Genomic DNA, 26,040 nt, shown 5'->3' with positions numbered 1-26,040 from the left:
AAAAGGAATGTTTCTTTGCTTTATGCGTTTATTTTACAGGCTTTCGCCTTATTTTTTATCTGCGAAAGTTGAGTTAGTAAGTAACCGATTTTCAATAATATATTAAAGATTTGTAAATAAGTAAATTATAAATATGTAGAAGTACTAAAATGAATATGTAAATTAATAGTTGCTTTAAACTCCACCATATTTCCTGGTGGAGTTTTTACAAATAAACCTATTATAAAAGAATTTACTTGGCCCAATGGTATACCAACTCAATTACAAACATTCCAAAGTGTTCCTAAAGGATTTAAGCTTATAAAAAAAGTAAGTGGTAAATTAGGATTAGCATCAATATTATCTTTTGGAATAAGAGTTTGAGATAATTTTGCCAATCATCAGTTAGGTTCTGGAATTGGAAGAACTGTAGTAGATGTAGCAGCCTTTGGACTTACATGTGCTGCTGGGGCTTTTATAGGTACTTTGGCTTTACCTGAAATTGGGGCTTTAGCAGTGTCAACAGTAGCAGGGATAGGAATAAGTTGGGGAGCTGGAAAAGTAAAAGATTGGTTATTTTAAAGTTCGATTATATATAGTGGGGGTAAAAATTGTAATGTTAAAAAATATATTTTCAAAAGATAATTTATATATACCTATGTTTGCGGTATATATAGGATTTAGGTTTCTACCAAAGGAATATCAAACTTAGTTCCTGAACCATTTGCAACTATATATTTTAGATAGAATAATTAAAATATGAAAGGGGAGTACATATGATAATAAATAAAAATAATTTAGAAAAGTTACAGAAATTATCTTTACATGACTCGGAGTTTAATGAAATAAGAACTGTATATGATGAAAATACTATTGTAATACCTATCAATCATTACTATTTTAGAACAAAAGCAATATTACGATTTTTAGATGTTTTATATTGTGAGATTACATTAAATAAGTTATGGGGATATGATAACTATATTTTTAGTTGTGAATTAAATGAAGAAGATATTATCTTAGAAGAATTAAAAAGGTTACATTATAATGAGAGTAAAAAAGAATTTATTGTAAGAAGTAAATTAAGAGAATATCAAAGTTTAGATGAGTTTTTTAGTTTAACATTGCTATTACATTCAGGAGATAAAATTAAAATAATTACTCGCCAGATCGTTTTAGAAAAAGTTATAAAACAGTAAAAAAATTTTAAATATCGTATATTTTGCAGAAATATAGCATGAGTATTTTTATGTGTAAAAGATATGATAAAGAATTTTGGTAGTAGTTATTTGTAAAATAATATAAAATTGTATGATATATAAATCCAGCAGAAATGCTGGTTTTTTTATACCATCATGAATGAACTCAAATAACCTATGAAGATAATAGAACAGGCAAAATATACTACACCTATGACGGAAATAGCAGACTGATAAGTTTTAACTATAAAGGTAAAGAATACTACTATATACGAAATACCCAAGGAGATATAATAGGATTAATAATATTAGTTTTTCTGAATGAAGAGGGATATATTGAAGTTGGTAAGATGGAAACGTTGATGTATTTAGTTTTGGAGGAGGAGCGCAATTTAACAAAGAGAAAAAATTTAAATTTGGTATTCATTGTGGTTTAGGATTTGATTTAGGTTTTACATTTGAATAAACTGTTGAAAATTGGGTGTTTTTATTAAAATTAAATATAAAAAATTCCCTGTAGCATTTTGAATTTTAATAATAAAATTTTGTGTTACAGGGTCAATGTATGAAAAGGAGAAGGCTATAAGTTAAAAAAAGTTTATAAATATGATATACAAATATCACATAATAAGGAGAAATTAAATGGAATTAATTGTTGAGCAATTAAAGTTTAAATATAACTATGAGTATAGAGTTTATGATATGGGAATACATATTTATACAGCTAAAATTAATAGGACTATTATTCCATCATTAAGAAAAATATGTTTATATGAAACTAATGGTAGAGAAATATGTTGTCTTAAACAAGAAAATTGGTTAAAAATCATTTTAGGAATGATTCCAGTAATAAATGGATTTAATTTTAGTATATGCTCCTATATTTATTATAAAAACGGTATTAATGAAGGATATTTAAGTGAAAAGGTTACGGTTCTTAGCGAATATGTAATGGGAACAATATATGGTAATAACTATGAAATGTGGGAGCATACAGGAAACAATATAGGGATTTATTGTAATGAAAAACAAGTAGCATTAATAAAAAGAGCTAGTTTCAAGGAATATGATGGTAATCAATATGAAATATTGTATAATAAAAATTTTGAAAAAGAAATAGTTGTGATTTTTTGTTTGCTAGCAGATGTTTTGTGGGCAACATCAGATACTACATCTTATACTTTAAGTTGGGAATATACTGTTCAATTAACAGGTAAGAAAATGGACAAGACTTGGAAACCAGAGGATTGATAAATTTAGTTAAATTAATTTAGGATGAGTATTTTTTAAATATTGATAAATTATATAGTTTGGAGGCATGAATATGAAAAGAAATATTAGAAATTTTAAAAAATTTTTATATAAAATATTTTGGATAGATGAATTTCAAGATAAAAGTAAACTATGTACTTTTATAGCTAAATTTTTTATGTATGTATATATTATGTCTATTATATCTAATTTAATATTGTTTATAATATCTAGAGATATTAGCTCGTTAATATTTGCATGCTTAATAATTGTGATAGCACCATTTATATATCGCTTTGTCATGGGAGTACAACGATATATTCATAAAATATAAAAATGATAGTAAACAAAAATTTATTTGTTTGAAAAGCAATAGGTTGTAGAAATTTTTTTGATAATTAATGTACATAAATCCAGCAGAAATGCTGGATTTTTTTATATCATCATGAATGAACTCAAGTAACCTACGAAGATAATGGAACAGACAAAATATATTATACCTATGATGGAAACAGCAGGTTGATAAGTTTTAACTATAAAGGTAAAGAATACTACTATATACGAAATACCCAAGGAGATATAATAGGATTATACAATACCACAGGAACTAAAGTGGTAACTTATACTTACGATTCCTGGGGAAAACAAATCGCCATTGTAGAATGGTGGACGATACCAGCTAATGCTGCATGTTCATAATATATAAATTAATTATTAAACAATGATTTGAATTTATAACGGAGGAGATTAAATAAAATGACAGGTATTACCTTTAAGTTAAAAAATAAATATAATAATTTTTTATTTAAAATATTTTATAATATTAATATTACTAATTTTGTATGGAGTATAGAAGATAGCGAAATCATTTATAAAGGTAAAAATAACAAACTAAACATGTCAATTTTTAATAAAAATATGATGAGTGGATTAGATTTTTTTAAATGTATTGAAACAGAAAAATACTATTTAATATATGCAAATATTAAAGCATTTAATAATAAAACACAAATAATAAATATTGATACTTACGATGATTTTGTAAAAAGTGATTGTGAAATTGCTTTATTTTGTACCGATACAGTTTATATAGAATTGTATTGTAAAAACAAAAATATATTGGATGGTATTATTAAAAACTGTACAAGGTTTAATTTTCATGGTTTGAAAATATTAACGCAAGGAAAAGATAATAGAACAAGATTTAGTATATAGAACAATCTTAGTGACCTCAAAATGAGATTTAATGTTGCTTGTTTTTGAAGTTATATCTGAGATATAAAATTTTCTACTGATAAACAATATATAAAAATTTATTTTTACTTTTCATTGAATTATATACAAGACAAAGTAGGAAAATAGAATTAGTAAAAGAACTTAAAAATTATGATAAAGTAAAAAAAGAACAAACAAATAAAAGTTTTAGTAGATTTCTTAGAATATTTATTTTTAAATTAGAAATTCCATTTAGAGGGTAAATATAAAGAATTTGAAATAGAAGTAATCAAACCAGGATTAGATATAAATTTAGTAGCTAAAATTTCAAAATTACCGTTGGAAAAAGTAAGAGAGTTAAAGAAAAAATATAATTTGTAGTAGAAAATTTTATAAAAAACAACAAAACAGTCAGGTAAAATTGGCTGTTTTATGTTTTGTACATTTGTACCAAAAATTAACTTAACAAATTATTAATACTTTATTAAGAGGTATAATATACTATTTAATAAAAATATGTTATAATTATGTTAGTAATTCATTATATTACTCAACTTTCGCAGGACAAAAATACTACCTAGCGAAGGTAAATGATATATTGCGTAAGAAACATTTGAACAAAGTTTACAAGTTCTTAGTTTTACGAATTTGAAAAAAGTCATTTTTTAATTACTGATTCCTATGGAATATTAATTAAAAAATCTTTTTTCAATATGAGTAAAGCATAGAACTTGTTACTGAAGTGAAAGGTTTCTGAGCAAGATATCATTTACCGCAGCGGTTGTTTTTCAACTGCGAAAGTTGAGTTATATAAGTAACTAGGAGATTCAGTTTTAAAATAGTGTTTTTAGAGAGGAAGGGTATAAATGGGAGAGAGTAAATTCGCAGATTTATTAAAGGCTATTATATATGGTGTTATTTTTGTTGTTGTATTAGGGTTAATATTGAAAGTGGCAGTAGGGATTTTTAAAATAGTTTTAATTTTAGGATTGATATGGTTAGCATATAGAGGTATATTACAATTAGTTGAATATATTAAAAATAAATCTAAAGAAGCTGAACACAAAAGAAGAGGATATACCGTCAATGAGGATGGAATAGTAGATGTTGAATATGAAGAAGTAAAAAAATAAATATTATAGTATATTATTTGATTAGTAAAATTTCAGATTTTATATAAGTAATTATAAAAAATAAGTTATCATTTGGGGGAATGAAAATGAAATTAATAAAAAATGGTATATTACTTACTATGACAGGAAAAATAATAAAAGAGGGAGATATACTTATAGAAAATAATAAGATAAAGGAAATAGGAGTAAACATACAAAAACCTGAAAATTGTGAAATAATAGATGCAAAGGGAGGGTATGTAACTCCAGGATTTATTGATGCACACTGTCATCTAGGTATGGTAGAAGAAGGAATGGGTTTTGAAGGCCGTGATGAAAATGAAATTACAGATCCAGTTACACCTCAATTAAGAGCTATGGATGCAATAAATCCAATGGATAACGCTCTTACAGAAGCATATGAACATGGTATAACATGTGTTTGTACTGGACCAGGTAGTGCTAATGTAATAGGAGGAACTTTTGCAGCAATTAAAACCAAAGGAAAAAGAATTGATAATATGATCATAAAGCAAAATGCTGCTATGAAGTGTGCCTTTGGAGAGAATCCAAAAAGATGCTATAATGCTAAAAAGCAATCACCATCAACAAGAATGGCTACAGCTGCTATACTTAGAGAAACTCTTATGAAAGCTAAAGAATATTTATATAAAAAAGAAAATAGTGATGATAAACCTAACTTTGATATGAAAATGGAAGCTTTAATTCCAGTATTAAAAAAAGAAATTCCATTGAAAGCTCATGCACATAGAGCAGATGATATATTTACAGCTATTAGAATTGCTAAAGAATTTGATGTGAATTTAACATTAGACCATTGTTCAGAAGGCCATTTAATAGCAGATGAATTAGCTAAAGAAAACTATTCTGCTATAATAGGACCAACATTAACATTTAAAACTAAAATAGAAGTAAAGAATAAAACTTTTGAAACACCAAGAGTACTTAACGACGCAGGAGTAAAATTTGCAATAATGACAGATCATCCAGTAATCCCTGTACATTATCTTCCACTTTGCGCTGCACTTTCAGTAAAGGAAGGATTAGATGAAGATACAGCTCTTAGAGCTATTACTATAAATCCAGCAGAAATATTAGGTATAGATAATAGAGTAGGATCTTTAGAAGTAGGCAAAGATGCAGATATAGTTATTTTTGATAAACATCCATTAGATGTACAAGCAAAAACTAATTATGTGTTTATAGATGGTAAAGTAGTTTTTGAAAGATAAAGAATAGTGGATACTGGAAAAAACACATTTTTGTGGAGTGAGATTTATGAAAATAGGGAAAATAATAAAAGGCACAGGAAGAGTAGTTGGTACAGTTTTAGAATATAAAATAAAACTTACTGGTGAAGTTCTTGGAGCTGTAGCTGAAGTTGCTAATAAGCCTAAAGCTGCATGTACAACAAGAAAGGTGACAAAAAAAGCAGGAAAGGTATTAGGGGATACTACTAAAGTAGTAACTAATGTTACAGGAAACATTGTTGATAAAGCCGTAGATATAGGTGGAAAAGCAGCAAAGAAAATAGGAGATAATGTAGTTAAGGAAAATATAATAGAAATCGGAGAAAATGGAGAAGTAAGAAATTTAAAATATATTAAAGATGTAGACTATAAAGTTATAGATGAATGTGATTAAATAATTAAATATACTAAATGACTTAGTGCTAACAAATAAAAAATGGCTATCGAGCTAGAAAGTAATTTTTATAGTTCGATAGCCTTCTTTTATTATTAGGTTATACCATTTTTATTTTTTATTAGATTATCTTTAATGTTAAATTTTAACTAAAATTATATGAAAGTTACTATATCCTATAAGATAGTGATGGATAACATTATTTTTAAAAGGGTTTAAGTAGTAATATTAGTAGATTGTGTTTTAGACATATTTTTATTTCTTATGAAAAAAGCAAAACTTCCTATAAATCTAAAAGCAGCAGATACTCCTAATGCTGCATATATAGAAGTATATTCTAGTACTGTATGACCTACCATAGGAGCTATGGAAAGTGTTAAATTAGTAAAGGTTGCATGTAGGCCTATATAAAACATTCTGTTTTTTTCAGGACAAACTTCTAGTAATGCGCTTAGAATTACTGTAGTTGTTCCAGAAGTAAAAAAACCTGTCATTATTCCTGTCAAAGTTAGTACATATAAATTAAATGATACAGCATATAATAGAGGTGTTACAGACATTCCAAAGGTAGCAAATGCAATTACAAAAGTATTTCCTCTTCGTTTTATTAGCTTATTCCAATAATTGTAACTAAAGAACATTACTATGTTAGAAGAAACATTCAAAATTGTAAGCCACATCTCATCTGCATTTAAATACTTAATTTTATATATACTGAATAAGGGCCAACCCATTTGCCATCCAAAATGAAATATTAGAGAGCAAAATAAAAAAGTTTTAAATTTTTTATTTTTAAATATATTAGATATAGCTTTAAAAGACATTTTATCAACTTGTATAGTTGTAATTTCTTTTAATTTCATAAAAGTATGAATTTCTATTAATCCAATTAAAAAAGCTACAGTGAAGCATATTTGATATAAAAATACAGCTTGACTATTATTTTTTACTAGTGATTTAAATGTCCAGCCTAATATAAGGCAAGTTATAACATTAAATAGTGTAGAAAATTTATTCCTCATAGCAATAGCAGTAGAGCGTTTCTTATCTGAAAATATATCTCCAGAAAAACTTTGGAGTGACATAACAGAAAGTGCTTCAGGAACACTCATAAAAGCAAAGAGTATGACAAAAAGCATAGGTCTATATTGTTTAGGGAAAAATGGTACAAAAGCAAAAGAAAAGATAATACATCTACTTATCAAAAAAAATGTAGACATAGTCTTTTTTTGTTTGATGCTTTACTCATTATAATAATGCCAGGAAGCATACAAAAAGCTCCCATAAGACCTGGAAGTGCATTATATAGGGAAATATGCAGAGATGTTCCTCCCAATCTAGTTATAAATTTATCAGCAAAAGATTTATAAAGGCAAGTCATTATTGTAAAAAGCATTCCATTTACAATATAAAATTTCATATTGCTTTCAGGGATAGATTTATTTTCATTGCTTAAAATTTTTTTAGAAAAAAGCTTTTTCTTTATTAAATTGAAATTCATAAGATAACAACCTTTCCATTATGTTACAAAATAATTCGAATTCTCTAAATATTCTACTACTCAAATAAGTTAAATTCAATAGTAAAGTAAAAATCTTGTTACAACTCTTTTACAATTTCAATTCCGGTTGTATAAAAATTAGTGATATTATATATAGAGATATGTGAATCTATTATTTAGAAAGGGTGTTTTAAAATGAATAAAGTACATAAATTAATTTCAATAATGTTAATATTATTAGGAATAATAAGTTTCGGATATTTTTCTGCGTTAATGAGTTTTGGTGTTAAAATTAGTTTTTCAGAATTTTGGATTGTACTTGGTATATTTTTAATAATATTAGGGGTTATAAAAGGAAAAGGTAAACAAATATATAATATTAATAGTAAATTAAAAATTGGAGGCAAAATGCTTAAAATACTTATAATTATAGGATTAATATTTTTTATTATCATAGAAACTCCTATATTATATTATGGAAACAAAACATATAAAAAGGATAGTGAATATTTAATTGTATTAGGAGCTGGAGTACAAGGTAGAACTATGTCTCTTACTTTATATCAAAGAATGGAGAAAAGTTTAGAGTATATAAAGGAGCATCCTAATACTAAAATAATAGTTTCAGGGGGACAGGGACCAAATGAACTTATTTCAGAAGCAGAAGCAATGAAAGAATTTTTAGTTAATCATGAAATTGATGAAAATAGAATTATAAAAGAAGATAAGTCTACTAATACACATGAAAATTTGGTTTTCTCAAAGAAAAAGGTAGAAGAAGATAGTGATAAAGATATTAAAAATTTAAAAATATGTGTAGTAACAAGTAACTTCCACGTATTTAGGGCAAAAATGTTGGGAAAAAGAGTAGGATTAACATTAGAAGGTATTCCAGCAAGAATACACCCGCTTCTTGTACCAAATTTTTATGTTAGGGAGTGTTTGGCAGTAGTAAAATCTTATATATTTGATAGATAAGATAATGGGGGAATGTTTTGTGGAAAAAATTTTAATTATAGAAGATGAAGAACCTATTCGTGAACTAATAAAATTAAATCTTTCAATGGTAGGTTTTCAAACTATAGAGGCAGATGATGGTGAAAAAGGATTAAGTAAAATAAAAAAAGAGTATGTAGATTTAATAATATTAGATTTAATGCTTCCAAAGATAGACGGGTATAAACTTTTACCTTATATTTTAGAAAAAAATATTCCTGTCATACTTCTTACTGCAAAAGATAGTTTGAAAGATAAAGTTAAAGGATTGAATTTAGGGGCAGATGATTATATTACAAAACCCTTTGAAAGTATGGAGTTAATTGCAAGAATAAATGCATTGCTTAGAAGAAGTAAGAAACAAGATAATATAAAAAAGTTTGATGATATTGAGATAGATGAAAAGAAGAGAAAAGTCTTTAAAAATGAAAAAGAAATAGACTTAACATTAAAAGAGTATGAACTTTTGAATTTACTTGTAGATAATAAGGGAATTGCTTTGTCTAGAGAAAAGATGTTAGAAATAATATGGGATTATGAGTATGAAGGAAATACTAGAACTGTAGATATGCATATACAAAGACTTAGGAATAAGCTGGGTACTGATAAAATAAGAACTGTTTATAAAATAGGTTATAGACTTGAAGATTAGGTAAATTAAAGCAAGGGGGATTGATGTGAAATTTAGGTGGAAGATTTTTTTGCTTTGTATTGTAATGTATATTTCTACGCTTATAGTTGTAGGTGTTATTATTACAGAAAATAACTATCGAACAACTTTACATAAGGAAATTAAAAGAAGTCTTAAGGAGCAAAATAATATTTATAGTAATACTATTTTATATTTAATAGTAAATCAAAAGCAGTCTGAAGATAAAATAAATATAGGACGGTATAGTCAAAGAATAGTAGAAATGTTTAAAGATGATAAAAGTTATATTGAAATTTATGATGATGATGGAAATTTATTAGCACCACACAAGTCAAATTTTCAATACAATAGAGAAGATGAAATACAGTCTAGTTTAAAAGGAAAAAGAAATTATATATTGAGAAAAAATGATGAAAGTCACTTTTTATTTGTAAATCAAGAAATGAAAATAGAAAATAAAAAATTAATACTTTGTTACATTAAAGATATTTCTCAAATAGATATTCAAAGAAAACAAGAATATAAATTTTTTACAGAAGTAGGATTGATAGGTCTTATTTTTATAGGTATTATAACAGGTATTATAAGTAAAATAATTATGAAACCTGTGGAGAATTTAAATTGTGCTGCACAGAATATATCCCAAGGAGATTACAAAAATAGAGTAAATATACATAGTAATGATGAAATTGGAGTATTAGCAAGACAATTTAATAAAATGGCTGATGAAATTGAAAATAAAATAACGGAACTTAAACATCAAAGTGATACAAAACAAAGACTTGTAGATAATATAACGCATGAGCTTAGGACTCCTTTAACATCCATAATAGGATATGCTGAAGTTTTGATGAAAATAAAATATGATGAACAGACTTTTCATAAAGGACTTAAATATATATATTCTGAAGGAAAAAGAATGCTTAAATTGATAAATATGTTAATGAAAATGATTTTGACCAGAGAAGATCCTCTTCAAATATCTACCCATAATGTTTTCCCTATATTGAAAGAAGTTCAAGAGATAATGAAAATTAAGGCTGAAGAAAAGGAAATTCAAATAGAGATTATTGGAGAAGATGTAGAAATCAATTTAGATAAAGATATGATAAAAGGAGTTCTTATAAATCTTATAGATAATTCAATAAAAGCTTCTAAAGAGGGAAGTATAATTAAGTTAGGTATGGGAAAAAATGAAAAGTCAAAAAATATATATGTTCAAGATGAAGGAAAAGGTATGGAAGAAGAAGAGATAAATAAAATATTAGAGCCTTTTTATAGAATAGATAAATCACGTTCAAGAAAAGAAGGTGGGGTAGGACTTGGACTTGCTTTATGCAGTGAAATTGTAAAAAAACATAATGCACAGTTGAAAATACAAAGTAAGATAAATGAAGGAACTATTATTAAAATAATATTTTGAAAATTTACAACTTTTTTACAACTAATATAAAAGTTGAACAAATATAAATGGTATATTAAATAAAAAGGAGGAAAACTCATGAAACAGAGTTCCTTTCAAAAAAAATATATTTGTTATGTGTTGATGTTTTGTGCAACTATATTATTAATTTTAGGTATTGTATATGAATGTTATAAAAAAGAAATCAAAGATAATAAAGTATATGTGGTAAATCAACATAAAAAACAACGGGATATAACAGAGATAGATGGACAAATAGATACGAAAGGTATAAATAAGTTTTATTCTGTTAAGTTTAAAGAAACTAATAATAAAATTCCTTTAACTCAATCACCTGATAAAAAATATATTTTTTATTTATCACCTAATATGGAGTATAACGAGAATGATAATAAACAAATGATAATTGGGGTAGAACAACAAAGATTTTCTTTAAATAAGTATGAAGTAAAGACAGGTGATAATATTATTATAAAAGAAAAAATTCCACCTATTACAGAGGTAAAGTGGAATAAAAATGGAAATATTGTGGCGTTTTGTGGAGGAAACAAATTAACTATATATAATATAGAAGATAGTAAATTCATGTTTGAAAATGAGGTTAAAAATGATTTTGTAACATATTTTGGATGGTCTCCAGATGGAAAAAGATTATACACAGAACACCCTAACTTAGTAAATAATTCCATTTATTATATAGATTCTAATGAAAAGGTTGAAGCTTATAATGCAAAAGAACATAGATATTATAAAGGGAAAATAGATAATGAATATTATTATGCTACAGTTAATGAAATAGATAAACCAGCTTCAGAACAAGTTTATACATTGATATTGGATAAAAACGGTAAGCAGATTACAAAATTTCATAAAGGCAAATATAGAGATTCGTATATAAAATCTACTACTTTATCTGGACAAAATGGATTTGGACTTTATTATATAGAGGATATTAATAATCCTGAAAAAAGTATATTGATAGATAGAAAGTATATATATAATGCTAAATTTATATATGATGGAAAAATAGTTTACACAATACAAAATACAGATGTATCCAAAAATAATTTTTTAATGAATGTAGTTAATAGTAATGGAAAAAGAATAAAGCAAGTAGAAGTATCAGGAGGAGAGTTTGTTCTTTTACCAGATGGTAAGAAAGCTAGAGTTTTTGGAAAAGATAATGAATTAATAGATTTTGAAAATAATATTGTTAGTAAGAAAGAAAAAAATAATAAAAAAGTTGATTTAGATGAAACTAAAATTTTTGAAACAATAAGAGAAGCAGTAAATATTATACCAAAATATATATCTTCTCAGGATTTAAATGTTGAAATGGTTAAGCCATATTTTATAGATAGTAATGATCCAGTACAATCTGCATTATTTGATATAAAAAAAATGTATAAAGAAAAAAGCACAAAAAATTTTATAGGACTATCACAGGAATTTTATGTAACATTATGGGCTGCAAACTATAAAAAATACAATAAAAATGGTATTAAAAAAGCAGTATTAAACTTAAGAGGAGATATAAAAAATGGTAATAGCACTAGTATAAAAATAGATGTAGAAGTAGAACTTATAAATTCACAAAAGGATAACAAGTGGTACATAACAGGAGTAAGCACATTTACTGAAAGTGAAGAATATGTGAAAGTAAAGAAATTATGCAATAAATACATACAGCAGTTACAAAAAGGATTGCTGTTTAAAGGAAGTTTAAAAGGTAAAAAAATAATTTTAGGGCAGATACAGTTTTGGAATATGAGAGAAAACTGTTTAGCATCAAAAGCTGAATATGCAACACATTGTAAGGTTTATTTAAAAATTAAAGAAAATAATGAAGAAAAAATATATGAGATGATATTACACAAGGGAAATGAAGAAGATTGGAAACCAATTGAGTTAAATGCCCTTTTAATATAAATATATATAAGTCCTTAAGCTATATTATATAGCTTAAGGACTTTTTTTTAGTGGCAGCTGCCTCCGCAACTACTACATCCACCTTCAGATTTTTCATTTGGTTCTATTGTAAAACCATCTATTCCATTTTCTTCTGGACATTTAATTTCAAAGCCTTTAAATTGTTTGAAAAGTTCTCCATCTACTAAAAATTGAAGATCACCAATTTTTTCTGTAATGTCACCAATTTTTTGCTCATCCAGAGCAATATTAAATTGAGGACCACTTCAGCCCATACCTGCTAAAAATATTCTAACAGTATCTTGGGAAACATTATTTTGATCTAAAAAGCTTTTAAATTGTGTATAAGCTAATTCACTCATCTTTACAGCTGACATTTTATTCCTCCTCATTATACTAAATATTTTTTATAACTATTAAGCAATAATAATATAAAATTTAAAAATATTCAAGGGAAAATTTGATTTTGTGTTGCATATTGATTGATTATTTTATATAATATAAACATGATATTGATAATCATTATCATTATGGAGGGCATTATGAGTGAAAATGTATTAAACGATTATTTATATAATATAAATAAATTTCAAGGATTAGAATATTTAATGTTTATAATATTACACAATGTATCACCTGTTGTGGTTGGAATTAAACCATCAGTTTTAATAACATTTAGTAATAATAATAGAGAACTATTTAATTTATGGAAAAAGCATAAAGGTTATATAATAAAAAAAATTAATTTAGATTTTTGTGAAATTAAAGTTGAAGAAAATTCTGTAGTAATAATGTTTTATAAAAAGAAGAATTTAGAGAGTGTATTATTAGATAAAAGAAATTCTGAGTTTTTAGAGAATATGGGTTATGAGAAATGTATGGAATTACATGAAAAGATTAATTTATTAATAGATAGATACAATAATGGATGTCCACATGAAATAGGAATATTTTTAGGATACCCAGTAAAGGATGTTATAGAATTTATAAAGTATCCTAGAAAGAAATGTATACTTTGTGGATACTGGAAGGTTTATCATAATCCTGAAAAAGCTAAAAAAATTTTTAATGAATATGATAGAGTTAAAAATAAAGTTATAAGATTGTTTGTTAATGAAACAAATGTAGATAAAATATTACAAAAAATATGTGCAGCAGCATAAAAAAATTTAAATATTGATTGATAACAATTATTAATATCAAATAAAAACAGAAGGGGTGTTTTAAATGAAAAATATATCTATAATTTATTGGAGTGGAACAGGAAATACAGAAAAAATGGCATTATCAGTAGCAGATGGAGCGAAGGAAACAGGAGTTGAAGTACAATTAAAAAATGTTAGTGAAGCAACTATAGAAGATATTAAGAGTTCAGATGCTATAGCATTAGGATGTCCGTCAATGGGCAGTGAACAATTAGAAGAGATGGAAATGGAACCTTTTATAGACTCAATATCTGGTGAAGTAAATGGTAAGAAAGTAGGATTGTTTGGTTCCTATGGATGGGGAGATGGACAATGGATGAGAGATTGGGTTGAAAGAATGGAGGAGTATGGTGCTGAAATTATTGGAGAAGGTGTAATAGCAAACGAAGAGCCAGGTGAAGATGAAATTGAACAATGCCAGGAGCTAGGAAAAGATTTAACAAAATAGTGAGAGAGTTAGTTAATAAAGGTTATTACAAAAGTATATTTAGTAATAACCTTTATTTTTGTATTTAACATATAATAAAAATGAATGTATTAATATGAATGTTGTTGAATATTTAATTAAAAATAGAAGTTTACATATATATTGAAAATTGTAATTATAATACAAATAAATGACATGATGTAACATTAAATATTCAATTTTATGTTTTAAAAATTAATTTAAATTATGTTTTTACTTAAAAAATAGTGTAGTATTAGTGACCTTTGTTTAAATACAATTGTACATTGTTAAACAAATGAAAAAAATAAAAAAACATATTGCAATTTTCTAAAAAGAGTGATAAAATAATAAATATTAAATAAGTAATTTAATATTCACAAATAATACTAAGAATTTACTTTGGGGCATTCATAATATTACGTTAAAGATATAAGAAAATAAATTACTTATTAAGTGGGTTTATTAATTAATTACAAAGAATCATATATTTATGGGGGCTATTTTAAATATTTTGTATTTTGTAATTAGTTTATAATAAACATTTTTTTACTAAGTTAAGAATTTTTATAATGCTTAATTTTGAGCATCTATAAAAATTCCCCCTTTATTTTAATTAAGCTTTAATTAAAGCTTAATTTTTTTTTATCATTTTTTGTGACTAGGTTACTTTCATCTATATTTTAAAGTGTTTAATTTAGAAATTTAATGAAATTATTTGAAAAAATATAGTAAAATTGATATAGTATTGATGAAATTATTTTATGTAAAAAATATCAAAAAGCAGTGAAAAATTAAATAAAATAATGGAAAAAGAAAAGTAAGGATGAAATTTATGAATTATGTATATATACTAAAATGTAGTGATGGAACTTTTTATACAGGTTACACTAATAATATAGAAAAAAGATTAAAAACACATAATGATGGTAAAGGTGCAAAGTATACAAGATGTAGACTTCCAGTAAAACTTATGTATTTTGAACAATATGAAACTAAAAGTGAGGCTATGAAAAGGGAGTATGCTATAAAAAAGTTAAAAAGAATTGATAAAATAAAGTTAATGGAAAAGGACGATGAGATACATGAAAATAAATTATCAGAAAATATTAGATGATGAAATTAAAAAAATATCAGAAAAAAAAATTGTACCTACACTGTTATTGCACAGTTGTTGTGCACCATGCAGCAGTTATGTTTTAGAATATTTATCACAATATTTTAAAATAACAGTATTTTATTATAATCCTAATATTCATCCTGAAGTTGAATACAGAAAAAGAGTTAAGGAACAACAACAGTTTATTGATAAATTTAAAACTAAATATGATGTAGATTTTATAGAGGGAAAATATGATGTAGATAGTTTCTTTGATATGGCAAAAGGAATGGAAAATTTAAAAGAAGGTGGAATTCGTTGTTTTAAATGCTATGAACTAAGATTAAGAGAAGCATCAAAAATTGCTCAGAAATTAAATTTTGATTATTTTACAACTACACTTTCTATAAGCCCTTATAAAAATGCACAAAAGTTAAATGAAATAGGAGAGCAAGTAGGAAAACAATATGGAGTAAAATATCTTAATTCTGATTTTAAAAAGAAAAATGGATATAAACGTTCTATTGAGCTTTCTAGTGAGTATGGATTATATAGACAAGATTATTGTGGGTGTGTGTATTCTAAAATGGAAAGAAATGAAAAAATTTCTAGTAAATAAAAAGAAAATAACTTCGACAATATTTATAAGTGACTTTTATGATATGGAGGAGGTTATTTTGGGCAGAAAAATTAAAATTATTTTATTTATGTTTTGTATAACAATTATAAGTTCTATGCAAATTGCTTTAGCTCAAACTCCTGTCCCGTATGATACAATTTGGGCAGATGAAGCTAAAGATGTAACTCTAAATCCTAATATTAGTTCTATTGAAAACCATGGAGATAAAAATAAATACATAAATTCACGGTATGGATATAGCTTTTACTATCCTAGTACTTGGAGTATAGATAAACATCGTGATACTGATTTTGTCAGGTTATATGGAAGTGATTTTAGGGTTGATATTTTTTACGACGATGCAACTTTAGCATTTAGTAATTCTAATGAGTACATCAATGAGACAGTTAAAACATTAAGTAATGAAGTGTTTTACCAAGAAAATTTAACAATAAATAGTTTACCTGTATCAAACTACGATTATACAAGAGCTAAGATTAACAGTATAGAAAATGATTTAAATTACTACAGTTACTTTTTTATTTCAAATAATAATAAAGTTTACACAGTTCAATTAAAAACAAATAATTCTAAATTTAATGTATTGAAAACCCAAGTAAAAAATTTAATTACATCTATTGAGTTTACAACGGCAAATCTTACAGATTTAAACAAAAATGTAGATACATCTAAATATTCTCCAGAAATAAAATATGAGCTTGAAAAAAATACACTTCACATTCCTAAAAATAAAGTTGCTTATGGAACATTTAATGGATACCCTTCAAATAAAATATATGATATGGAATCAAGTTTAGGTACTCATTTAGGTTCTCAAATGTTATATTTTGATATAGCATCAAATTATCAATCCTATATTGAACAGATAATTAATGATGGAAGAGCACCTGTTATGACTTTCCATTTTGATAACAAAGAAGGTACTACTACCCCATCAATAATGAGAGTTCTAAATGGTGATTATGATAGTTATCTTTCATCATGGGCAAATGGAATAAAAAATTTACAAGCACCCGTTTTTATAAGAATTGGTAATGAAATGAATGCAGATTGGACTGATTGGGGAAGTAGTAATATTTATAATGATCCTGATTTATATAAGATAGCTTACAGGTATATAGTAGATTATTTTAATCAAGTAGGATGCAGCAATGCTTATTTTGTGTGGAATCCCACAATAGATTCTTCACCACTTACTAGTTTAAATAAAGAATCAGTATATTATCCTGGAGATGATTATGTAGATTGGATCGGTCTTACAGCTTATAATTTTGGAGACACTCAATGGGGAAAGTTTAAGTATTTTGATGAATTATATGAAGATATGTATAAATCATATTTGAGAAATTTTCCAAATAAACCTATGATGATTGGAGAATTTAGCTCTACAGAAAATGGTGGAGATAAAGCTGAATTTATAAGAGATGTTTTTCAAAAAATACCTACCAAATATCCAAACATAAAATTAGTTATTTGGTTTAGTGATATTGATAGAGAATACGATTTTAGGATAAATTCATCTAAAAGTAGTGAAGATGCATTTAGTCAAGCAATGAAAGATTCTTCAGTTGTATTGTATCCAATGATGCCCACTGTTTCACAAAGCGATCTTATTTTACCGCCTAAAACAGTAACAACTAATAACTCTTTATGGACATTTACAGGAGTAGCTTTAGATAAGAGAATAAAATCAATTTCATTAAATGGTATAAAGCAAAATTTTTTATATAGTACATGGAGACAATTTGATCATTTATTTAATTTGAATACAGGTGATAATGTAATAAAGGTTCAAGTGGAATATGAAAATGGAAGTAGTATAAATCTTCCTATAACTGTTAAGAAAAATAGTAGCTTTGGCATAAGTACAAATGTAGGTAATACAATAGCTGAAGCTGTTCAAGAAAATGTAAGTAATAAAACTATTACAGGAATAGTACGAGATTCAGATATAAAAGGATTAAAAATTAATGGGAATAAGACAGATATTAAATGGAGTTGGAGACAGTTTGATGAGAATATAGCCTTATTAGATGGATTAAATTCTATAATTTTAGAAGGATATAGTGATGTTGATTGTAACAATAAAATAATTGAAGAAAAATTTTATTTGTTCAACAATTTAAATAATTTTGTAGATTTAACTTCTATGAATAATGCAGATATAAAAAATATTTGTTCATATGAGGAAGATATTTTAGGAATAACAAAAAGTGATAAAGTAAAATCTATATATATAAATGGAGAAAATATAGAATTAGTAAATGGCAGCTTTTCAAAACATATTACTTTAACTGGTGGAGATAATAATATAAGTTTAAAAGTTATTTTTCAAGATAATGTAGATGGTCAAAAGGTAGAATATATTATAAATAAAAAATTTGTAATTCATACTCCAAGTTTTAAATTTTCAACAGAAGCATCTCAACAAACTAATGATATACCTGTATTAAAAAATAGTAAAACAGAACATATGTTAACGGGACTTGTGAAAAACAGTAATGTAAAGAAATTAACTATAAATGGACAAGATGTAGACATTAAATGGTCTTGGAAACAATTTGATAAAGGCATAACTCTTCACTCTGGAATAAATGAAATAAATATGATGGGATATAGCGATTATGAAGGAAATAATCTTTTGGTAAATGAAAAATTTTATGTAGTGCAAGATCCTGAACTTCTACACATAAGTAATTTAACATATCCAACAACAAATGTTGATAAATTAAACATGGTAATTACAGGTATGGTTCCAGACGGCAGAGTAAAGAAAGTTTATATAAATGGAGTAGAACAACAATTAAAATGGTCATGGAAGCAATTTGATTATGCAGTATCTTTAAAAAATGGAGATAATAAAGTTGATTTTACTTTAGAATATGAAGAAGTTTTAGACGGAAAGGTATATAAATACACTACTACAAAAACATATAATATACATACTCCTGTTTTTGCGTTTAATTCAAATGTTGGAAATACTATACAAAAATCTGTTCAAACAGATAAAAGTAGTATGGATTTTTCAGGAATGATTAATCTTGATACAATAAAAGCTATAACAGTAAATGGACAAGATGTTGCAATAAAGGATGGTAGTTTTTCAATTAATGTTAATATAAATAAAGGATTAAATGAATTTGAGGTAATAGGATATAGTGATATCAATAAACAAAAAATTATTTCAAAAGAATATGCCTATGTATTTAATACGGATGTTTTATATATTAAAACTCCTACACAAAAAAGTTCAACTTCTGAAGGATATGAAGTTACTTTTAGCGGATGGATATCTTCTGGAATTAAAAATCTAAAATTTAATGAAGAAAAACATACAGATTTTGAATATGAGTGGAGACAATATTTTCATAAATTTATTCTACAAAAAGGTGAGAATACAATTGTAGTTACTGCAGATTATGAAGATATACATAAAGGTATTCCATATAGCTTTAAAATAAAGAAAGAATATGTAGTTACAACAGCTGAAGATTTAACAGATATTAAATATTCAACTTCAGTGGGAAAAACAGAAAGTACTGTTCCACATGTACAAAAATATAATGAAGTTATAACTGGATTAGTAAATAATCCTAGAATAAAAGGTATAAAAGTAAATAATATACCTGTACCTATAAAATTTAGTTGGAGACAGTTTGATGCAGCAGTAGAGCTTCAAAGTGGATTAAATAATATTGTTGTTGAAGGATTTAGTGATGAAAACTTTTCAAATAAAATATTTGAAGAAAGAGTTTACTTATATAATCCATTAAAAGGTATTAGTTACTCAAAAGATGTAGGATACTCAAAAGAAGAAAGTGTTCAAACATCTGAAGAAAGTATATGGCTTAGTGGATTTATAAATAATCCTAAAATAACAAATATAAAAATAAATAATATAGATATACCTCTTGAAAGTACACCATATGGAACAAAGCAGTTTGGAAATACAATTAAATTAGATGCAGGATTAAATGAAATTTTAGTACAAGGATTTAATTCTAGTGGTGAAGTAATATTTCAAGAAAATATTTATATGACGAGTACAATTAAGGTTTTGCAATATACAACTCCTGTAGGGCTAGATTTAAATAATCCTGCTTTAGTTGAAAAAGCCTATTATTGGCTTGGAGGATTTATCAAAAGTTCAAAAGTGAATAAGATTAAAGTGAATGGATTAGAAGCATCCATAAGTGAATTTAGTTGGGGAAGACAATTTGGTATTGGTACAGCTTTAAATGAAGGACTAAATGAGTTAAATATAGAATGCTATGATATAAACGAGCAAACAATATTTCAAGAGACATTGTTTGTAAATTACAAAAAATAAAATCTTAAAATAATAAGTGGCAAAAATTTAGTTTTTAATAAAAAGTTACTGTGATAGTAAATATATCATAGTAACTTTTTTTATGATTTCTTATCAAAGTAAAAATTTTTTTATGCAATACGTGACTTTGCTTTTATTTTTTCGAAAATAATTCTTATATGTGAAAAATATTCTAACAAATACATAATTTCTACTAAATGTGATAAATTTCGATACGAAAATATATATAAGTGGAAAATACAAAGAACATACTTAAAAATTTATAGTATGATTCAGTAAAAAAATCAATAATTAAGGAGGGACCTATGGGTAAAAATTTTAAAATCCTATTTTGTGTATTTTGTATAACAATATTAAGTTCTATGAGAATTGCTTTAGCTCAAACTCCTGTTACGTATAATGCACTTTGGACAGATGAATCTAAAGATATAACACTAAATCCTAATATTAGTTCTATTCAAAACTATGGAGATAAAAATAAATACATAAATTCACGGTATGGATATAGTTTCAATTATCCTAAAACATGGAATTTAGATAAACATCGTGATACTGATTATGTAAGAATGTATGGAAGTGATTTTAGAATTGATATATTTTATGATGATATATTTTCTAAATTTAAAAACTATGGGGATTATATTGATAATGTTTTGAAGAGTGTTAATAAAAATGTGTATTATAAGCAAAGAATAACTATAAATAATTTACCAGTAGCAAATTATGATTATAGTAGAAAAAAAATTAATGGTATAAAGAATGATTTAAATAAATATAGTTATTTTTTTGTAATAAATAAAAATAAAGTATATACTATTCAATTAAAGACAAATGATAAAAAATTCAGTGTACTAAAAAATCAAGTAAAAAAGTTAATTGCATCTATGAAATTCACAAATACAAATCTCACTGACCTAAATAAAAATATAGATACTTCTAAGTATTCTCCAGAAATAAAATATACATTTGAAAAAAATACATTACATATTCCTAAAAACAAAGTTACTTACGGAACCTTTAATGGATATCCATCAGTAAAGATATATGATGTAGAAAAAAGTCTTGATACTCATTTGGGTTCTCAGATGATATATTTTTCTGTGGCTTCAAATTATCAATCTTATATTAAACAAGTAGTTGAGGATGGAAGAGCACCAGTAATAACATTACATCTTCAAAATAAGCAAGAGGATAAAGAAGTCTCTATTGTAAAATTAATAAATGGTGATTATGATAAATACCTTTCTTCTTGGGCTAATGGAGTAAAATCAATACAAGCTCCAATATTTATAAGATTTTGTAATGAAATGAATGGTGAATGGACAGGTTGGAGTTGTAGATATACATATAATGACCCTGACTTATATAAAATAGGTTATAGATATTTAGTGGACTATTTTAGAAAGTCAGGATGCAAAAATACGTATTTTGTATGGAATCCTACATCAAAAAATATTCCAAATTGTAGTTTCAATAAGGAATCTGTTTATTACCCAGGAAGCAAATATGTAGATTGGGTAGGACTTACTGCATACAATTTTGGTAATATTGATGGAAATAAATTTAAATCTTTTGATGAATTGTATAGTAATTTATATAAATCATATTTAAGAGATTTTCCCAATAAACCTATGATGATTGGAGAATTTAGTTCTGTAGAACAAGGTGGAAGTAAAGCTGCTTTTATACAAGATGTTTTCAAAAAAATACCTAAGAGGTATCCTAATATAAAGTTAGTTATATGGTTTAATTATGCTGATGGAAAATATGATTTTAGGATAAATTCATCAAAAAATAGTCAAGAAGCATTTAAACAAGCATTAAAAGATTCTTCAGTTATTACCCATCCAATGATATCTACTCTATTAGGAAAGGGGTTAATTTTTCCCAATAGAACAGTAGTAACAGAGGATTCTTTATGGAAATTTTCAGGAAAAGTACTGGATCAACAAATAAAATCTATTTCATTGAATAATACAAAATTTATTTTTAAATCAAATCCTTTTGTACGATTTGAACAAATGTTTAGAATAAAACAAGGAAATAACATCATTAATATGGAAGTTCAATATAAAAATGGAACCAATATAAAAGTACCAATAACAGTTAGGAAAAGCAGTGCTTTAAATTAATTTTAATACATTATCCAATTCTTTTATTAAGAAAGTTATATTATCTTCATTAATAATGATAGGGGGTTGAAAAGCTAAAACGTTTCTGTTTAATCCATTTTTACCTAGCAGAATCCCTCTATCTTTTAGTGATTCTAATATAAAATCAGTTTCGTAACTAGCAGGTTCACCATTTTCTTTTACAAGTTCAGCGCCAAGCATAAGTCCTATGCCTCTAACATCTTTTATAATTGGATATTTATTTTTTAGTTTTATTAATTCTTCTTTTAATTTTTCACCTAAGTTTTTAGCTCTTTTACATAAATTATTATCTTTAATGTAATCTAATACAGCAATTGCTGTAGCGCATGAAACAGGATTTCCACCTAAAGTAGATGCAGATGGTTTTGAAAAAGAAGTTGCTATGTCTGAATTTGTACAAAATGCAGATATAGGCATTCCATTTCCTAAAGCTTTTGCAATTGTCATTATATCAGGAACAACAGCATAGTTTTCTATAGCAAACATTTTTCCTGTTCTTGCAAAACCTGTTTGTACTTCATCTATAATTAAAAGTATATTATGCTTTTTTAGTAATTCTTTTAATTTTTTAAAATACCATTTTGGAGGAGTGATAATACCTCCATTACCTTGAATGGGTTCAGATATTAAAGCAGCAATGTTTTCAGAACCCTTAGTGTTAATAATATTTTCTATTGCAGCTAAGGAGTCATTTGCAGCTTCTTCGCAAGTTTTATTTTTATTATATGCATTAGGTGCAAATGTAACACAATCATCTAAATAAGGATCAGATCTCCACATAGGAATTGATGTTGCACTCATGGTTAAATGAGTACGACCATGAAGTCCATTATTTAATGCTATAAAATTTTTCTTCCCTGTATGTAAACGAGCTAATAAAAGAGCACCTTCATTGGCCTCTGAACCTGTACAACAAAAGAAAGAATGTTTTAAATCTCCAGGCAATATATGAGATAATTTTTCTGCTAAATCAACCATAGGTTGAGTTAAATAAATAGTTGTAGTATGCTGAAGGGTCTTCATTTGATTAATTGTACTTTCAAGTATTTTTGGATTACAATGTCCACAGTTCATTACAGAAACTCCAGCAAAGAAGTCTAGGTATTCTTTTCCTTCAGAATCGTAAAGGTATTGCATATTTCCCCTTACTATTTGAGGAGGATTTTTATAAAAATGGTGAGTGCAAGGATATAAATATTCTTTTTTCTTTTCTATGATTTTTTTAGAACCTATGTAATTAGGCATAACACTACCTCCTTAGTTAAATTGAAAAGCACCAAAAGTAAAACCAGCATATGTAGGCGAAAAGTTTTTAAATAAATTTTCACATTGAGTTAAATCATCTATAGCACATTTGTAAGTACGAATAATTTTTATTAATTCCTCTACGTTATAGTGGCAGCCTTCAATTCTAAAGCGATTTAATCCATTATTATTAAGTTCTTTTAAAATTGGTAAATAGCATAAATCTTTATATAGTATTATATGATTTCTGCCTTGATTATCACGAAAAACAGGATGTTCATATCCTTTATCATCAACTAATACAAGTACTTTGTTATTAGTGTGAAGATTATTTTCTTTACCAATAGGTTTATAAATATTTAAGTTTTCATATAAATCATGTTCCAAATACATAACTACTGGTGAACCATGAACAATCATTTCCATAGGAATTGGTGAATGTTTTATTGTTTCAGCTGCATCTAAAAGGGGTGCTTCTACTGAAAGAGTAGCTGTAGATAAACCTTGCTTTTTATAAAAGTTTGCAGCTTTTTGATTATAAATATTTAAACAATAATCACCAACTAAATCTAAATTTAAATTTTTGAATTTATGTAAGGCGCCTAAATTTGTTACTAATAATCCATCTATATTTAATTGATTATTAGTAAGTAAATGGTTATATTTAGAAAAATCTTGTTCAAACATCATTCTTGGTAAACCAAGATAAATTTTTGTATTCTTCTTATTTTTAGTTAATTCAAGTATTTCATTTTTATTAAAAGGTTTATCAGGTTGAAAAACATCTCCAGATAGATAAACAGTATCAACATCTTCAGCTAAAGCAGCTTTTGCTTGTTCATAGGAATTAACTTTTACAGATATAATAGGTTTTTTAGATGAAGTAGTGTTTTTATTTAAAGTATGTTTAATTTCATTTATTCTAGTTCCTGTTAATTCAAACTCTTCAATTGGTTTACTAAAAACTTTACCATGGCTATAAAATTTTCCAGTACCTTCATATCTTCTGTTTATATTTTTAATACCAGGTTTTCCAAAAGCATAGGCTGTAGATAAATCTCTTTTTCTATTTTCATATATGTAACTAAAATGTTTTTTTCTATCATAACAAATAGGATCATTAATATATCTATCAATGGCATCACTGTAATAATTAATTAATTTAAGTAAGTATTCAGAATCTCTCATTCTACCTTCAATTTTAAAAGAAACAACACCAGCTTCAATCAATTCAGGGATATGCTCATACATACACATATCTTTAACTGCCATTGGATATTTTGTATCATAAACAAATCCATCTTTTTTTATTTTAAAGTTCCATCGACAAGGTTTCATGCAGTGCCCGCGATTACTACTTTTTCCAAAAAGCATTCCGCTATATAAACATTGAGCACCATGAACAACGCACATATCACCATGAACAAAATATTCAAATTCCATATTAGTTTGAGAATAAAGAGTTTTGATAGTTTTTAAATCTATTTCTCTTGATGCAACAACTCTAGTAATACCTAAATTTTTTAGAGTTTTAATAGTTTCTAAATTGTGAACGTTCATCATTACAGAGGAATGTAAATTGAGATTTAAATTTAAAGTTTTAATAAATTCAAATATACTAAAGTCTTGAATTATAAGTGCATCAACTTGAACACGTTCTAAAAATCTTAAATAATTTTCTGCATCTTTTAAATCTTGTTGTCCAAATAAATTATTTACTGTTATATAAACTTTTTTATCTAATGAATGAGCAATTTTTACAGCTTCAACTATCTCTTCATTAGTAAAATTATAATCTTTTCTATGCATACGCATATTTAAAATTTTCCCACCAAAATATACAGCATCTGCACCACTTTGAATTACTTTTTTAAATATTTCAAAAGTGCCAGCAGGGGCAAGTAATTCTACTTGTTGATTATTGAAAAATCTAGACATATCAAATCGCCTTTCTTTTTGAAGTTTTTTATTATCTCAACTTTCGCAGGTGAAAAACAGCCG

Annotated in this window: 23 protein-coding genes; 18 read left to right on the top strand and 5 right to left on the bottom strand. The window is 25.9% G+C overall.

Annotated features, from left to right (window positions below; translation table 11 throughout):
• Window positions 1-755: 755 nt before the first annotated feature.
• From ACFIJ5_RS16210 to ACFIJ5_RS16175, 8 genes are all read left to right on the top strand, one after another.
• Window positions 756-1,178 (top strand): hypothetical protein, encoded by a 423-nt coding sequence (locus ACFIJ5_RS16210; RefSeq protein WP_379808873.1) that lies wholly within the window; start codon window positions 756-758, stop codon window positions 1,176-1,178.
• A gap of 642 nt (window positions 1,179-1,820) precedes the next feature.
• Entirely contained in the window at window positions 1,821-2,429 is a 609-nt protein-coding gene (locus ACFIJ5_RS16205) for a hypothetical protein (RefSeq protein ID WP_379808871.1), read from the top strand.
• 73 nt (window positions 2,430-2,502) lie between these two features.
• Entirely contained in the window at window positions 2,503-2,763 is a 261-nt protein-coding gene (locus ACFIJ5_RS16200; RefSeq protein ID WP_379808869.1) for a hypothetical protein, read from the top strand.
• Window positions 2,764-2,948: 185 nt separating this feature from the next.
• Complete coding sequence (locus ACFIJ5_RS16195) at window positions 2,949-3,128, top strand: hypothetical protein (RefSeq protein WP_379808867.1); 180 nt, start codon at window positions 2,949-2,951, stop codon at window positions 3,126-3,128.
• 57 nt (window positions 3,129-3,185) lie between these two features.
• Entirely contained in the window at window positions 3,186-3,644 is a 459-nt protein-coding gene (locus ACFIJ5_RS16190) for a DUF2691 family protein (RefSeq protein WP_379808865.1), read from the top strand.
• An 866-nt stretch (window positions 3,645-4,510) separates the two neighbouring features.
• Window positions 4,511-4,777 (top strand): hypothetical protein, encoded by a 267-nt coding sequence (locus ACFIJ5_RS16185; protein WP_379808863.1) that lies wholly within the window; start codon window positions 4,511-4,513, stop codon window positions 4,775-4,777.
• Window positions 4,778-4,863: 86 nt separating this feature from the next.
• Complete coding sequence (locus ACFIJ5_RS16180; protein WP_379808861.1) at window positions 4,864-6,009, top strand: amidohydrolase; 1,146 nt, start codon at window positions 4,864-4,866, stop codon at window positions 6,007-6,009.
• Between the two features lie 46 nt (window positions 6,010-6,055).
• On the top strand, window positions 6,056-6,421 hold the full coding sequence (locus tag ACFIJ5_RS16175; protein ID WP_379808859.1) for a hypothetical protein: 366 nt from the start codon (window positions 6,056-6,058) through the stop codon (window positions 6,419-6,421).
• A 215-nt stretch (window positions 6,422-6,636) separates the two neighbouring features.
• Here the strand turns inward: ACFIJ5_RS16175 and ACFIJ5_RS16170 are convergent, their stop codons facing one another.
• Window positions 6,637-7,641 carry an MFS transporter gene (locus ACFIJ5_RS16170; protein WP_379808857.1) on the bottom strand — a complete coding sequence of 335 codons (1,005 nt, stop codon included), beginning with the start codon at window positions 7,639-7,641 and terminating at the stop codon, window positions 6,637-6,639.
• Window positions 7,623-7,922, bottom strand: a complete 300-nt coding sequence (locus ACFIJ5_RS16165) for a hypothetical protein (RefSeq protein ID WP_379808855.1) — start codon at window positions 7,920-7,922, stop codon at window positions 7,623-7,625. Before ACFIJ5_RS16165 ends, ACFIJ5_RS16170 begins: the two co-directional genes overlap by 19 nt.
• Window positions 7,923-8,117: 195 nt before the next feature.
• Here ACFIJ5_RS16165 and ACFIJ5_RS16160 point away from each other — a divergent pair, with 195 nt between their 5' ends.
• From ACFIJ5_RS16160 to ACFIJ5_RS16145, 4 genes are all read left to right on the top strand, one after another.
• Window positions 8,118-8,900: a YdcF family protein gene (locus ACFIJ5_RS16160; RefSeq protein WP_379808853.1), complete on the top strand. Its 783-nt coding sequence runs from the start codon at window positions 8,118-8,120 to the stop codon at window positions 8,898-8,900.
• 19 nt (window positions 8,901-8,919) lie between these two features.
• Window positions 8,920-9,570 (top strand): response regulator transcription factor, encoded by a 651-nt coding sequence (locus ACFIJ5_RS16155; RefSeq protein WP_379808851.1) that lies wholly within the window; start codon window positions 8,920-8,922, stop codon window positions 9,568-9,570.
• A 25-nt stretch (window positions 9,571-9,595) separates the two neighbouring features.
• Window positions 9,596-10,993, top strand: a complete 1,398-nt coding sequence (locus ACFIJ5_RS16150; protein WP_379808849.1) for a HAMP domain-containing sensor histidine kinase — start codon at window positions 9,596-9,598, stop codon at window positions 10,991-10,993.
• A 78-nt stretch (window positions 10,994-11,071) separates the two neighbouring features.
• Window positions 11,072-12,922 (top strand): hypothetical protein, encoded by a 1,851-nt coding sequence (locus ACFIJ5_RS16145; protein WP_379808847.1) that lies wholly within the window; start codon window positions 11,072-11,074, stop codon window positions 12,920-12,922.
• A 266-nt stretch (window positions 12,923-13,188) separates the two neighbouring features.
• On the opposite strand, the gene ACFIJ5_RS18885 is transcribed toward ACFIJ5_RS16145, so the two are convergent.
• A complete protein-coding gene (locus ACFIJ5_RS18885; protein ID WP_459253864.1) occupies window positions 13,189-13,299 on the bottom strand; it encodes an iron-sulfur cluster assembly accessory protein in 111 nt (36 codons plus the stop codon).
• A gap of 165 nt (window positions 13,300-13,464) precedes the next feature.
• Between ACFIJ5_RS18885 and ACFIJ5_RS16140 the strand changes: the two genes are divergently transcribed.
• From ACFIJ5_RS16140 to ACFIJ5_RS16115, 6 genes are all read left to right on the top strand, one after another.
• Window positions 13,465-14,085 (top strand): DUF3793 family protein, encoded by a 621-nt coding sequence (locus ACFIJ5_RS16140; RefSeq protein ID WP_379808845.1) that lies wholly within the window; start codon window positions 13,465-13,467, stop codon window positions 14,083-14,085.
• A 64-nt stretch (window positions 14,086-14,149) separates the two neighbouring features.
• Window positions 14,150-14,575 (top strand): flavodoxin, encoded by a 426-nt coding sequence (locus tag ACFIJ5_RS16135; RefSeq protein ID WP_379808843.1) that lies wholly within the window; start codon window positions 14,150-14,152, stop codon window positions 14,573-14,575.
• Window positions 14,576-15,407: 832 nt separating this feature from the next.
• Window positions 15,408-15,689, top strand: coding sequence for a GIY-YIG nuclease family protein (locus ACFIJ5_RS16130; RefSeq protein WP_379808841.1), 282 nt, complete (start codon window positions 15,408-15,410; stop codon window positions 15,687-15,689).
• Window positions 15,658-16,290, top strand: coding sequence for an epoxyqueuosine reductase QueH (locus ACFIJ5_RS16125; RefSeq protein WP_379808839.1), 633 nt, complete (start codon window positions 15,658-15,660; stop codon window positions 16,288-16,290). The genes ACFIJ5_RS16130 and ACFIJ5_RS16125 overlap by 32 nt, the downstream gene beginning before the upstream one ends.
• Before the next feature lie 58 nt (window positions 16,291-16,348).
• Complete coding sequence (locus tag ACFIJ5_RS16120) at window positions 16,349-20,641, top strand: glycoside hydrolase family 26 protein (protein WP_379808837.1); 4,293 nt, start codon at window positions 16,349-16,351, stop codon at window positions 20,639-20,641.
• Window positions 20,642-20,946: 305 nt separating this feature from the next.
• Window positions 20,947-22,773 (top strand): glycoside hydrolase family 26 protein, encoded by a 1,827-nt coding sequence (locus tag ACFIJ5_RS16115; RefSeq protein WP_379808835.1) that lies wholly within the window; start codon window positions 20,947-20,949, stop codon window positions 22,771-22,773.
• Here the strand turns inward: ACFIJ5_RS16115 and ACFIJ5_RS16110 are convergent.
• Both ACFIJ5_RS16110 and ACFIJ5_RS16105 read right to left on the bottom strand, forming a co-directional pair.
• Window positions 22,765-24,039, bottom strand: coding sequence for an aspartate aminotransferase family protein (locus ACFIJ5_RS16110; RefSeq protein ID WP_379808833.1), 1,275 nt, complete (start codon window positions 24,037-24,039; stop codon window positions 22,765-22,767). The genes ACFIJ5_RS16115 and ACFIJ5_RS16110 overlap by 9 nt on opposite strands.
• 12 nt (window positions 24,040-24,051) lie before the next feature.
• On the bottom strand, window positions 24,052-25,977 hold the full coding sequence (locus tag ACFIJ5_RS16105; protein ID WP_379808831.1) for a peptidase U32 family protein: 1,926 nt from the start codon (window positions 25,975-25,977) through the stop codon (window positions 24,052-24,054).
• Between the last annotated feature and the right edge of the window lie 63 nt (window positions 25,978-26,040).

The organism is Haloimpatiens myeolchijeotgali (assembly GCF_042688525.2).
GTDB lineage: Bacteria > Bacillota > Clostridia > Clostridiales > Clostridiaceae > Haloimpatiens.
The sequence above is the reverse complement of the archived record's forward strand: the minus strand, read 5'-3'. Positions and strand labels throughout refer to the sequence as shown.